Below are 12,542 nucleotides of genomic sequence, written 5' to 3'. Positions count from 1 at the left end.
CCGCGGGGGCGGCTCCGGCGCGCGGCGCGCCCCTCGACGCCCGGTGGCTCCGGGCCGCCAGGGCCGCGCGCCCGGCTCGCGGCTGACCTGGTGTCAGTCCTCGTGCCCCAGCTGCAGGTCCCGTTCCGTCCGGCCGCCGCCCGCGACCTGGAGCACGGTGGCCACCGGCGGATAGCCCGCCGCGATGACGGTGTACTCGCCGGACGCCAGATCGACGAACCGGAACGTTCCGTCAGGGCCGGTGGTGAGGGTGTCCACGACATTGCCGGCGGCGTCCAGGAGTGTCACTCGCGCGTCCTCGACGGGCCGTCCGCCGCCCGCCCGGACGGTGCCGCGCAGCACGGCGCCACCGGCGAGTTCGACGTCCTGACGGGTCTCCCGGGCAGCCTGGACGGTCACCGGGAGCGCGGCCGGACGGAACGCGGGCGCACCGGCGGCGAGGGTGTACTCCCCGGCCACCAGTTCCGTGATGGCATAGCCGCCGTCGCGACCGCTGCGGGTGGTGGCCACCACTTCGCCGTGCACATTGGTGAGGGTGACGGCGGCCTCCCGCACCGGGGTGCCGTCCGCGGTCAGCACGCTGCCGGTGAGGCGCCCCGCGCCGCCCAGCACGACGTCGAGTTCCACCGGCCGTTCGCCGACGGTCACCGAGACGGCCTGCGGCTGGTGCCCGCCCGCCGCGGCGATCAGCACGTACGAGCCCGCGCCGGGCGTCGACAGCGCGTACCGGCCGTCCTCGGCACTGGCACCCCGCCCGATCTGCTGTCCGCCGACGTCGATGAGGGTGAGCGCGGCGCGCGCCACGACGGTGCCGTCGGGGTGCTGCACCGTGCCGCAGACGGGGATTCCGGCGGCGTACCCCGAACGGGCGGGCGGAATCCGGTCGTTCACCCGCGCGGTCTCCGGGGCGGCGGTGGGAGAGTTCTGGGACACCAGCGGTTTCTCCTTGAGGAAGAAGGCGATGAACAGGCCGAGGACGAGTACCGGCACGAGGTAGAGGAAGATCCGCGGCATGGCGTCCGCGTAGGCGCCGATGTACTGGTCACGCAGGGCGGCGGGCATCGCGTGGACGAGCTGCGGGGTGATGGACTCGGAGTCCGGGGTCGCGGCGCCCGCGCGCGCCGGGAGGCGGTCCGCCAGCGCGTCGGCCAGCCGGTCGGCGAAGAGCGTGCCGAAGACCGCGGCACCGACGCTGCCGCCGATCTGGCGGAAGTAATTGTTGGCGCTGGTCGCGGTACCGAGGTCGGCCGGAGGGACGGAGTTCTGCACGGCGAGCACCAGGACCGGCATCACCATGCCGATGCCCACGCCGAGGACCGCCATCCAGACGCTGTAGTGCAGCCGGGGGGTGCCGGCGTCGAGGTGGGACAGCAGCCACATGCCGAGGACCGCGAGGGCGCTGCCGATGACCGGGTACGGCTTGTAGCGGCCGGTACGGCTGATGAGCTGCCCGGAGACGATGGAGGCGCCGACGATGCCGCCCATCATGGGAAGCATCAGGAGCCCGGACTCCGTGGCGCCGGCGCCGTCGACCATCTGGAGGAAGGTCGGGAGGTAGCCGGCGGCTCCGAAGAGCGCGACTCCGACGACCAGGCCGACCAGCGCGGTGACGTTGAAGACGCCGTCCCTGAACAGCCGCAGGGGGATGAGGGGTTCGGCCGCGAAGCGCTCGGCGACGACGAAGAGCGCCGTCGCGGCGACGGCGCCCGCCGCGAGTCCCAGGACGACCCGCGAGCCCCAGGCGTACTCGGTGCCTCCCCAACTGGTCAGCAGGATCAGGCAGGTCGAGGCGGTGGCCAGGAGCAGCACTCCGAGGAGGTCGACCCGCCCTCTGACGGCGGGCTTCGGCAGTTTCAGTACGACGGTGACGACGGCCAGCGTGAGCAGGCCGAAGGGCACGTTGATGTAGAAGCACCACCGCCAGGAGAGGTGGTCCGCGAAGTAGCCGCCCAACAGGGGTCCCGCGACCGAGGCGAGACCGAACGCGGCACCGATCAGCCCCATGAACCGGCCGCGCTGCCGCGGCGTCACGATGTCCGCGATGATCGCCTGGACGCCGATCATGAGGCCGCCGGCCCCGACGCCCTGGACCGCGCGGAAGGCGATCAGCTGGTCCATGGTCCGCGCCCGTCCGGCGAGCGCGGACCCGACGACGAAGACGACGATGGCGAACTGGAAGACGCCCTTGCGTCCGAAGAGGTCGCCGCACTTGCCGTAGACCGGGAGTCCGACGGTGGAGGTGAGCAGATAGGCGGTGATCGCCCAGGACATCTTGTCGAGGCCGTGCAGCTCTCCGACGATCTTCGGGAGCGCGGTGGCCACGATCATCTGCTCGAGTGCGGCGAGGAGCAGGGCCGTCATGAGACCGCAGAACACCAACCGCACCTGACGCGGGGCCAGTCCGGCGGGTTCCGCGGCCACCCGAGCGGTCGCGGGCGGGGATACGACGGCCGGTTCGTCCTGCACCAGAGTGATCCCGCCCACGTACCGCTCCCCTCGTCGCGCCCACCGCACAATTCCCGCTAATCGCGACAACTGCGAGCAAGCACGACGAGTTACGGCGTCCTGTCGTGGGACAGGGAGATCCACTCGAATCGGTGAGAGCGCAACACGCCTTCAGGGACGGCCTCTTGGCGAACGGCTTCCGGGTCCGCCGCCCGGCCCGCGAGGGTCACCTCCCGGCTCGCGGGGCTACTTCTCGGTCTCCTTGGCGAGGTTGGCGAGCAGCGCGTCGTAGATGCGGCCGAGGCCCTTGGGCGCGAAGGTCCGCTCGAAGAAGCCGCCGATGCCGCCCGCGCCGTTCCAGACGCTGGTGACGACGACGCGGGACTTCCCCTCGCCGGCCGGGGTCACGCGCCACGTGGTGACCATGGAGGAGTTGCGGTCCTTCTCGACGAGCTCACCGTCGGTGGGCTCGCTCACCTCGAGCAGGCAGTCGCGGATGCGCTTGCTGGTGGCCTGGAGCTTCCAGTGGACGAGGGTGCCCTCGCCGTCGCCGCCCTCGCGCACCTCGTACTCGCTGAAGTGCTCGGGCAGCACCTTCGCGCGGGTGCCGTCGTAGTCGGCCAGGGCGTCGAACACCGCCTCCGCGTCCGCCGCGATGACCCGTTCCGTCGTGGCCTCGACCTGCGCCATGGCACTTCCTCCAGCACTTGGTTCCTCGGGGGTGTGCGGTCAGCCAACCACCCGGCGCCCCGGCCGCCCAAATCGGGGTGCCCGCCGGTACGGACGGCAGCGGCGGGGCGCCACGGGTAACCGGGTCGCACGATCAAGGGAACATGTGTTCTATTCTCTGTCCAGTGCTACCTAGGAGGCGCCATGCGCTGGGAGAACCTGACAGCGGTCCCCGCCGGGGACCCCGCCCGGGACGCCGCCCTGTTCGGAGCGGACGCGGTGACCACACGGACCTTCGACACTCCGGAGTTCCGCGGGATCACGTTCCACGAGATCCGGGCGCGGTCGATCGTGAACCGGGTGCCGGGGGCCTCCCGCATGCCGTTCGAGTGGACGGTCAATCCCTATCGGGGCTGCACACACGCGTGCGTCTACTGTTTCGCCCGCAAGACGCACAGCTATCTGGACCTCGACACGGGAATCGACTTCGACTCGCAGATCGTGGTGAAGGTCAACGCGCCGGAGCTGCTGCGCCGCCAGCTCGCCTCGCGCCGCTGGCACGGCGAGCACATCGCGATGGGCACCAACGTCGACTGCTACCAGCGCGCCGAGGGCCGGTACGCGCTCATGCCGGGCATCATCGCGGCCCTGCGCGACCACGCGAACCCCTTCTCGATCCTGACGAAGGGCACCCTGATCCTGCGCGACCTCGACCTCCTGAAGCAGGCGTCGGAGGTCACCGACGTCGGGATCTCGGTATCCGTGGGCTTCACCGACACGGAGCTGTGGCGCACCGTGGAGCCGGGCACACCGGCCCCCGAACGCCGCCTGGACGTCGTGCGGACGCTGACGGACCACGGGATCGGCTGCGGCGTCCTGATGGCCCCCGTGATCCCCTTCCTGGGCGACCACCCCGCCCAACTGCGCGCCACCGTACGAGCGGTCGCGGCCTCGGGGGCCACCTCGGTGACCCCGCTGGTCCTGCATCTGCGGCCCGGCGCCCGCGAGTGGTTCATGGCCTGGCTGGAGCACCACCACCCCCACCTCGTACCGCGCTACCGGCGGCTGTACGCGGAGGGCGCCTACGCCCCGAAGTGGTACCAGCGCCGGATCACCCGTCAGGTCCATGAGCTGGCACAGGAGTACGGCATCGGTCCCACGCGCACGGGAATGGCGCGCCGGATCACCACCCCCGAGCCCGCGGCGCCCACGGCGCCGCCGACGCCCGGACCGACTCAGCTGACATTGCTCTGACAGGCCGTCACGGAGGCTTGCAGCACACCCTTGCGATGCCCTCCGGCCCCTGATGCTCTCGAGAACGCTTCGAGCGGCATCCGAGCGCATCCCGCGATCCAATCGGGTCGAGTCTTGCCAGAACGCGTTCCTCCGGGGCCCCTCTCCGGGACGATACGGCGAAGGCCGTGGCGTGCACGGCTCAAAATCCTCCGTCCTGGGAGGCCTTGTGAAGAAACGCGCAGTTGCTCTGTGCGGAGCGGCCGCCGTGCTGGCCGGGATGATCACGTCGGTCCCCGCCGACGCGAGCGCCGGCTCCGCGACCGCACCGCGCACCACCCGGACCGCGAAGCTCAGCTGGAAGAAGTGCGGTACCACCAACTATCCGACGCTGCAATGCGCGTCCCTGAAGGTACCGCTGGACCACGCGAACCCCTACAGCGAGCGGATCAGCATCGCCCTGTCCCGCGTCCCGCACACCGCGAAGAAGTACCAGGGACCGCTGCTCGTGAACCCGGGCGGTCCCGGGGGCAGCGGGCTCACGCTGGCCGGATTCGTCGCCTCCTCCCTGCCCAAGGCCGTGGCGGCGCAGTACGACGTCATCGGCTTCGACCCGCGAGGCGTCGGAAAGAGCAAGCCCTCGCTGGACTGCAAGCCGGGGCATTTCAAGCCCGTCCGCCCGGACTCCGTGCCGAGCACCCGGGCCATCGAGAAGGCCAACCTCGCCCGCGCCAAGGCCTTCGCCAGGGCGTGCGGCACGAAGTACGCGGACCTGCTGCCGTATCTCGACACGGGGAGCGCGGTCCGGGACATGGACGCGATCCGCGTCGCCCTCGGCGCCAAGAAGATCAACTACTTCGGTTACTCGTACGGCACCTACCTGGGGGCCGTCTACGCCAAGTTCTTCCCGAACCGGGTCCGCCGGCTCGTCCTCGACTCCATCGTCGACCCCACCGGCGTCTGGTACGACGACAACATCAGCCAGGACTACGCCTTCAACGACCGTCACCTGGCGTTCCTGGCCTGGGTCGCCAAGAACGACGCCGCCTACAAGCTCGGCACCGATCCGGCCGAGGTCGAGGCCAAGTGGTACGCGATGCGCGCGGCGCTCGCCAAGAACCCCGCGCAGAAGACGGTGGGCGCCTCCGAACTGGAGGACACGTTCATCCCCGGCGGCTACTACAACGGCTACTGGCCCTACCTCGCCCAGGCGTTCGCGTCCTATGTGAACAGCAAGGACTCGGACCCGCTCGTCGAGGCGTACGGCAACTTCGCCGCCGTCGACGCCGCGGGCGACAACGGCTACAGCATCTACACGTCCGTGCAGTGCCGTGACGCGTCCTGGCCGCGCGACTGGCACCAGTGGCGCGAGGACAACTGGGCGGTGTACGACAAGGCGCCGTTCATGGCCTGGAACAACGCCTGGTACAACGCTCCGTGCGCGTTCTGGCCCACGGACTCGCTCCGGCCGGTGGACATCTCCAACCGCCACCTGCCGCCGACGCTCCTCTTCCAGGCGACCAACGACGCCGCCACCCCGTACGAGGGCGGTGTCACCGTCCATGAGCAGCTGCGCGGCTCCAGCCTGGTGGTCGAGCAGGGCGGAGGGAACCACGGCATCACGCTGAGCGGCAACGCCTGCCTGGACAAGCACCTGGCGACGTATCTGACCAACGGCAAGGTGCCGCACGGCGATGGCGAGGTCGACGCGGTGTGCAAGGCACTGCCCGACCCGAAGCCGCTGAGCACGAAGGCGGCGACCGGCTCCTCACGGGGTTCGGCACTGCACGGACTGCTCGGCTACCGGGGCTGAACCGCCCCCGGACCAGGCCCGTCGGGGGCGCTGTCGGACCCATGGCCCATCATGGACCCATGATGGAGCCGACACGCAGGTCCGCCCCCGACGGGGTCGCCCCCACCGCCCTCGCGGCGGTCGGCCCGTGAGCGGGCTCCGGGTCCGCGAGATGACCCTGGACGACTGTCCGCGCGTGGCCGAGATCCGTGTGCGCGGCTGGCAGAGCGCGTACAAGGGCCTGATACCCCAGTCGTACCTGGACCGGCTCAGCGTGACCGAGGACGCGGCCCGCCGCCGCCGGAACGTCGAACAGGGCGACGGAACCATCGTGAACCTGGTCGCGGAGCGGGACGGCGAGGTGGTCGGCTGGGCCTGCCACGGGCCGTACCGGGACGGCGAAGCCGACGCCCGGGACGTCGAGTTGTACGCGATCTACGTGCATCCGGACCTGTTCGGCCAGGGGGTCGGACGGGCCCTGCTGCGGGAGTCCGCGGCCCGTGGCGCGGCGGCCGGACACGCGCGCATGCTCCTGTGGGTCCTCGAGGAGAACACCACGGCCCGCCGTTTCTACGAGCGGTCCGGCTTCGGCCCCGACGGCGCGGAGGAGCCCTTCGAGGCGGACGGTGTCGCGGTGCCCGAGGTGCGTTACGCACGCCTGCTGACCGAGGCCGGGCTCGACTGACGGACCGCAGGGGGCGTGGGCCGGCACCGGCACCCGCCCACGGACACGAGCGGACGCACAGGCGGATACGCCTGCCCCCCCCAGGATGGCCGCGCTCCCCGAATCCCCCTATCCCCCCTCGCCCCCCGCGAGCAGGTCGCCGACGGCGTCCGACGCGGGCTGCGGCGCGCATGAGCGGGCCGCCCGGCGAATGGGCCGACTCGGGCGCCCGGTCTCACCGGACCTCTTCCTTGGGCAGCCGGGCCAGCGCGTGGACCGCTGCCTCCGCGAGCGCCGGATGGGCCAGCGCCTCGTTCAGAACCGTTCTCGCGCGGCCGTCCCCCAGGATGCCCAGGCCTTCCGCGCAGGCGAGGGCGACCTTGCGGTAGGGGTCGTGCGGGCGGAGCCTGCGTTCCAGGGTGGTGATCAACGCGGGTACGGCCTCCGGGGCGCGCAGTTCGACCAGGAGGCGTACGGGCTGGAGCGCGTAGGCGACCCGCAGTTCGTTCGTGGCGAGCGCCGCCGCGGCGCGGGCCGTGCGCGGGTCGCCGAGCCGGGCCAGGGCGTGGGCGGCGGACGCGCAGCGCTGCGGATCACGGTGATTCAGGAGCAGGACGAGCGTCTCGAAGGCCCGCCGGTCCCCGGCCGTGCCGAGCCGGAAGGCGACCAACTCCCGGGCCCAGAGCGGTTGTCCGGGCTCGGTCAGCGCGGCGGCCAGCGCGTCGGGGTCCTCGGTCGCCGCTAGCCGTTCGTACGCCGCCGAAGCCCCGGCCTCGGTCCGTAAACGCTCCGTGAGTGATCGCAACGCTTCGTCCATGGGCCGAGCTTAGGCAAGCCCGTGAGGTGCGGGGACGTACATCACAAAGTCAGGGACTGGCGCGCTCGTTACTGGCGGGTTAAGCTCAGACGAGCGAGTTACCCACTCGCATCCAACTCACGGTGGCCTGGTGACGCAGCCACCGCGAGAGCAGTCGGTTCGGTACCTCAGGTACCGCAGTACGACCATGGCTCCGGGACAGAGCCGGTCGGCTTCACCGCCCATGGGCGCCCGTTCGACGGCGCTCCGGGACGGCACCGGGCGTGTGCGCTCGTCAGCCCGGCAACACCCGCAACCTTCGCACTGTGTGCGCCTGTCGGCGTACCCGCGTGCGCTCCTCAGTCGTCACCCTCTTCCAGGAGTCCCGCGATGGCCACTCCCCTGTCCGACACCCCTCTGTCCCCGCTCAAGACCGTCGCCGTCGTCGGCCTCGGCACCATGGGCACCGGCATCGCCGAAGTCCTGGCCCGGGCCGGCCGCGATGTGATCGGCATCGACATCAGCGAAGCCGCGGCCGCCCAGGCCGTGGCCACCCTCGAAGCCTCCACCGCCCGCGCCGTGCGCCGCGAGCACCTCAGCGAGCAGGAGCGCACGGACGCCCTCGCCCGCTTCCGCACCTTCACCGACCTCGCGGCCGCCGCCGACGCCGACCTCGTCATCGAGGTGACGCCGGAGTCGTACGACATCAAGCAGCAGGTCTTCCGGGCTCTCGACACCATCGTGCGACCCCAGGCGATCCTCGCGACGGGCACCAACGCCCTGTCCGTGACGCGCCTCGCCGCCGACTCGGCCCACCCCGAGCGCGTGCTCGGCCTGCACTTCTTCAACCCGGCGCCCGCGATGAAGCTCGTCGAGGTCGTCTCCTCGGTGCTGACCGCGCCGGGGGCCGTCACCGCGGTCACCGACCTGGCGGTCGAACTCGGCAAGGAGCCCGTCGCGGTCGGCGACCGCCCCGGTTTCGTCGCCGACGGACTGCTCTTCGGCTACCTCAACCAGGCGGCCGCGATGTACGAGGCGAAGTACGCCTCCCGCGAGGACATCGACGCGGCGATGAAGCTCGGCTGCGGGCTGCCCATGGGCCCGCTCGCGCTGCTCGACCTGATCGGCGTGGACACCGCGCGGACGGTCCTGGAGGCGATGTACTCCGAGTCGCACGACCGGCTGCACGCCCCCGCGCCCATCCTCAAGCAGCTCAGCGAGGCGGGTCTGACGGGGCGCAAGTCCGGCCGCGGCTTCTACTCGTACGAGGTCCCGGGGAGCGACGCCGTCGTGCGGGACGCGCTGACGCCGCTGGAAGGCGCCGCCCTGGCGGCGGGCCGCACCGTCCGCTCGGTGGGTGTCGCGGGCTCCGGCACGATGGCGTCCGGTATCGCGGAGGTCTTCGCGAAGGCCGGGTACGAGGTCGTCCTCGCGGCCCGTACCGAGGAGAAGGCGCAGACCGCGAAGGCCCGTATCGGCAAGTCGCTCTCGCGCTCCGTCGACAAGGGCCGGATGACGGCCGAGGCGGCGGCGCGGACCCTGGAGCTGATCACGCCGACCGGCAGCTACGACGACTTCGCCGAGGTCGATCTGGCCCTGGAGGCGGTCGCCGAGGACCTGGAGATCAAGCAGCAGCTGTTCGGCACGTTCGACAAGGTCTGCAAGCCCGGCGCGATCCTCGCCACCACCACCTCCTCGCTGCCCGTCGTCGCCTGCGCCCGCGCCACCTCGCGCCCGCAGGACGTGATCGGCATGCACTTCTTCAACCCGGCCCCGGCGATGAAGCTCGTCGAGGTCGTGCGGACCGTGCTGACCGCGGACGACGTGCACGCCACCGTGCGCGAGGTCTGCACGAAGATCCGCAAGCACCCGGTGGACTGCGGTGACCGCGCCGGCTTCATCGTGAACGCGCTGCTGTTCCCGTACCTGAACAACGCGATCAAGATGGTGCAGGAGCACTACGCCTCGCTCGACGACATCGACGCGGCGATGAAGCTGGGCGGCGGCTACCCGATGGGCCCCTTCGAGCTGCTCGACGTGGTCGGGCTCGACGTCTCGCTGGCCATCGAGAAGGTCCTGCACCGCGAGTTCCGCGACCCGGGACTCGCTCCCGCGCCGCTCCTGGAGCACCTGGTGGCCGCGGGCTGCCTCGGCCGCAAGACGGGCCGCGGCTTCCGCGAATATGCCCGCCGCTGAGCCTCCGGGCGACTGGTTCGCAGCCGACGCCGACTGGGGCGGACTGCTCGACCCCGCCGGAAACCCCCCGCCCTTCCCGGGCGGGGGGATCCCCGGACATGCGCGCTCTCCTGCGCGCATGCAGTACGTTCGGGTCATGCCCCAGCCCGCCAAGTCCTCACGTACACCAGCCACGCCCGACGCGCCGGAGAGTGCCGCCGGCAGTCGCGCGGCGGCCCAACGGCTCAAGATGCGCCGGGAGCTGGCGGCCGCGGCCATGGAGCTTTTCGCGGCCAAGGGGTACGAGGCGACCACCGTCGACGAGATCGCGGCCCAGGCCGGGGTGGCCCGCCGCACGTTCTTCCGCCACTTCCGTTCCAAGGAAGAGGCGATCTTCCCGGATCACGACGACACCCTGATCCGGGCGGAGGCGGTGCTCAACGCGGCGCCCGCGCACGAGCATCCGCTCGACACCGTGTGCCGCGGAATCAAGGAAGTCATGAAGATGTACGCGGCCCAGCCGGAGATCTCCGTCTCGCGCTACAAGCTGACGCGCGAGGTGCCGACGCTGCGCGAGGCCGAGATCGCCTCGGTGGCCCGCTACGAGCGGCTCTTCACCCGCTACCTCCTCGGCCACTTCGACGAGCACGCGCACGACGACGACGCCAATGACGATCCGCTGCTCGCGGAGGTCGCCGCGTCGGCCGTGGTCACGGCCCACAACCACGTCCTGCGGCGATGGCTGCGGGCCGGCGGTCAGGGCGACGTGGAGACACAGCTGGACCACGCCTTCGCCATCGTCCGCAAGACGTTCGGCACGGGAATCGGCGCGGGACGGGAGACCGCGCCACGGCCGGCACAGGCCTCGTCCTTCGCCGAGGGGGACGTGCTGGTGACCGTGGCCCGTGTCGACGCGCCCCTGGACCAGGTGATGCGCACCATCGAGCAGGCGCTCAAGGAACGGTCGTAGCCACCCCGTCGCCCACGACGGACGATCCCCTCACCCACACCCTCGACAGCACCGCTCGTCCGCACCGGCCGGACGGGTTGATCCATCGCCGGACGGGCTCGATTTGAGCGCGTCCGGCGTTTTTGTACCCCGATCTGATCGATCATCGCTCACGTGTTACGTAAAGATTTCATCTGAGCGCAACTTCTGGCACTGCGTGCCTTGCCAGGTGACACGGCGTGCCATACGTTGAAGTTGTCCGGGCGGCCGGCGTGCAGAGACCTTTCGTACGCCGGCTGTCCCCGCAAGCACCATCGCCTGCGCGCCCGGACGCCTGCGTCACAGGCAACCTCCTGCGCCAACCACAGCGCTGCCACAGCACCACCTCCGCCGAACCGACGGCACACCCCTCAGCAGCAGCACCGACGTAACCCTCAGCGTCCCCCTCAGACGCGCATCGCCGGAGGCAACACCGTGAAGGAAATCCTGGACGCGATTCAGTCGCAGACGGCCACGTCCGCCGACTTCGCCGCACTTCCGCTCCCCGAGTCCTACCGCGCGATCACCGTGCACAAGGACGAGACGGAGATGTTCGCCGGGCTCAGCAGCCGCGACAAGGACCCCCGCAAGTCGATCCACCTGGACGACGTTCCGGTGCCGGAGCTCGGCCCGGGCGAGGCCCTGGTGGCCGTCATGGCCTCCTCCGTGAACTACAACTCGGTCTGGACGTCGATCTTCGAGCCGGTGTCGACCTTCGGCTTCCTGGAGCGCTACGGGCGGCTCAGCGAGCTCAGCAAGCGCCACGACCTGCCGTACCACATCATCGGCTCGGACCTCGCGGGCGTCGTCCTGCGCACCGGCCCGGGAGTGAACTCCTGGAAGCCCGGCGACGAGGTCGTCGCGCACTGTCTGTCCGTCGAGCTGGAGTCCTCCGACGGACACAACGACACGATGCTCGACCCCGAGCAGCGCATCTGGGGCTTCGAGACCAACTTCGGCGGCCTCGCCGAGATCGCGCTCGTCAAGTCCAACCAGCTGATGCCGAAGCCGGACCACCTGAGCTGGGAGGAGGCCGCCGCTCCCGGGCTGGTGAACTCCACCGCGTACCGGCAGCTGGTCTCCCGCAACGGCGCCGGCATGAAGCAGGGCGACAACGTGCTGATCTGGGGCGCGAGCGGCGGACTCGGCTCGTACGCCACACAGTTCGCGCTCGCCGGCGGCGCCAACCCGATCTGCGTCGTCTCCAGCGAGCAGAAGGCGGACATCTGCCGGAAGATGGGCGCCGAGGCGATCATCGACCGCAACGCCGAGGGCTACCAGTTCTGGAAGGACGAGCACAACCAGGACCCCAAGGAGTGGAAGCGCTTCGGCAAGCGCATCCGCGAGCTCACCGGCGGCGAGGACGTGGACATCGTCTTCGAGCACCCGGGCCGCGAGACCTTCGGCGCCTCGGTGTATGTCACCCGCAAGGGCGGCACCATCGTCACCTGCGCCTCGACCTCCGGCTACAACCACGAGTACGACAACCGCTACCTGTGGATGTCGCTGAAGCGGATCATCGGCTCGCACTTCGCGAACTACCGCGAGGCCTGGGAGGCCAACCGCCTCGTCGCCAAGGGCAAGATCCACCCCACGCTCTCCAAGGTCTACTCCCTGGAGGACACCGGGCAGGCCGCCTACGACGTGCACCGCAACCTCCACCAGGGCAAGGTCGGCGTGCTCGCGCTGGCACCCCAGGAGGGCCTCGGTGTGCGCGACGCGGAGAAGCGCGCCCAGCACATCGACGCCATCAACCGCTTCCGGAACGTCTGAGGTCCAT

At 70.8% G+C, this 12,542-nt stretch carries 9 protein-coding genes; 6 read left to right on the top strand and 3 right to left on the bottom strand.

What is annotated here, in order from left to right; translation table 11 throughout:
- Positions 1-93 precede the first annotated feature (93 nt).
- Positions 94-2,484: an MFS transporter gene (locus OG788_RS35110; RefSeq protein WP_406375080.1), complete on the bottom strand. Its 2,391-nt coding sequence runs from the start codon at positions 2,482-2,484 to the stop codon at positions 94-96.
- Positions 2,485-2,691: 207 nt separating this feature from the next.
- Positions 2,692-3,135: an SRPBCC family protein gene (locus OG788_RS35105; RefSeq protein WP_351544336.1), complete on the bottom strand. Its 444-nt coding sequence runs from the start codon at positions 3,133-3,135 to the stop codon at positions 2,692-2,694.
- A 183-nt stretch (positions 3,136-3,318) separates the two neighbouring features.
- Here OG788_RS35105 and OG788_RS35100 point away from each other — a divergent pair, with 183 nt between their 5' ends.
- The 3 genes from OG788_RS35100 to OG788_RS35090 all read left to right on the top strand — a co-directional run bounded on the left by OG788_RS35100 (position 3,319) and on the right by OG788_RS35090 (position 6,824).
- Positions 3,319-4,368: an Rv2578c family radical SAM protein gene (locus tag OG788_RS35100; RefSeq protein WP_406375079.1), complete on the top strand. Its 1,050-nt coding sequence runs from the start codon at positions 3,319-3,321 to the stop codon at positions 4,366-4,368.
- A gap of 208 nt (positions 4,369-4,576) precedes the next feature.
- Complete coding sequence (locus OG788_RS35095) at positions 4,577-6,160, top strand: alpha/beta hydrolase (RefSeq protein ID WP_406375078.1); 1,584 nt, start codon at positions 4,577-4,579, stop codon at positions 6,158-6,160.
- 127 nt (positions 6,161-6,287) lie between these two features.
- Entirely contained in the window at positions 6,288-6,824 is a 537-nt protein-coding gene (locus tag OG788_RS35090) for a GNAT family N-acetyltransferase (protein ID WP_351544344.1), read from the top strand.
- Between the two features lie 214 nt (positions 6,825-7,038).
- Here OG788_RS35090 and OG788_RS35085 read toward each other — a convergent pair whose 3' ends face one another.
- A complete protein-coding gene (locus OG788_RS35085) occupies positions 7,039-7,620 on the bottom strand; it encodes an adenylosuccinate lyase (RefSeq protein ID WP_406375077.1) in 582 nt (193 codons plus the stop codon).
- A 369-nt stretch (positions 7,621-7,989) separates the two neighbouring features.
- Between OG788_RS35085 and OG788_RS35080 the strand changes: the two genes are divergently transcribed.
- The 3 genes from OG788_RS35080 (at position 7,990) to ccrA (ending at position 12,535) form a co-directional block, all read left to right on the top strand.
- Positions 7,990-9,795, top strand: coding sequence for a 3-hydroxyacyl-CoA dehydrogenase family protein (locus OG788_RS35080; RefSeq protein ID WP_406375076.1), 1,806 nt, complete (start codon positions 7,990-7,992; stop codon positions 9,793-9,795).
- A 136-nt stretch (positions 9,796-9,931) separates the two neighbouring features.
- Entirely contained in the window at positions 9,932-10,744 is an 813-nt protein-coding gene (locus OG788_RS35075; protein WP_351544353.1) for a TetR family transcriptional regulator, read from the top strand.
- A 453-nt stretch (positions 10,745-11,197) separates the two neighbouring features.
- Positions 11,198-12,535: a crotonyl-CoA carboxylase/reductase gene (ccrA, locus tag OG788_RS35070; protein ID WP_351544356.1), complete on the top strand. Its 1,338-nt coding sequence runs from the start codon at positions 11,198-11,200 to the stop codon at positions 12,533-12,535.
- The last annotated feature ends 7 nt before the right edge of the window (positions 12,536-12,542 follow it).

The organism is Streptomyces sp. NBC_00647 (assembly GCF_045207245.1).
Classification (GTDB): Bacteria; Actinomycetota; Actinomycetes; order Streptomycetales; family Streptomycetaceae; genus Streptomyces.
This window is presented reverse-complemented; position numbering and strand designations above follow the sequence as displayed.

Coding starts and splice junctions, on each gene's coding strand:
- OG788_RS35085 (WP_406375077.1), bottom strand. CDS start 7,620: ATGGACGAAGCGTTGCGATCACTCACGGAGCGTTTACGGACCGAGGCC.
- OG788_RS35075 (WP_351544353.1), top strand. CDS start 9,932: ATGCCCCAGCCCGCCAAGTCCTCACGTACACCAGCCACGCCCGACGCG.
- OG788_RS35100 (WP_406375079.1), top strand. CDS start 3,319: ATGCGCTGGGAGAACCTGACAGCGGTCCCCGCCGGGGACCCCGCCCGG.
- OG788_RS35080 (WP_406375076.1), top strand. CDS start 7,990: ATGGCCACTCCCCTGTCCGACACCCCTCTGTCCCCGCTCAAGACCGTC.
- OG788_RS35105 (WP_351544336.1), bottom strand. CDS start 3,135: ATGGCGCAGGTCGAGGCCACGACGGAACGGGTCATCGCGGCGGACGCG.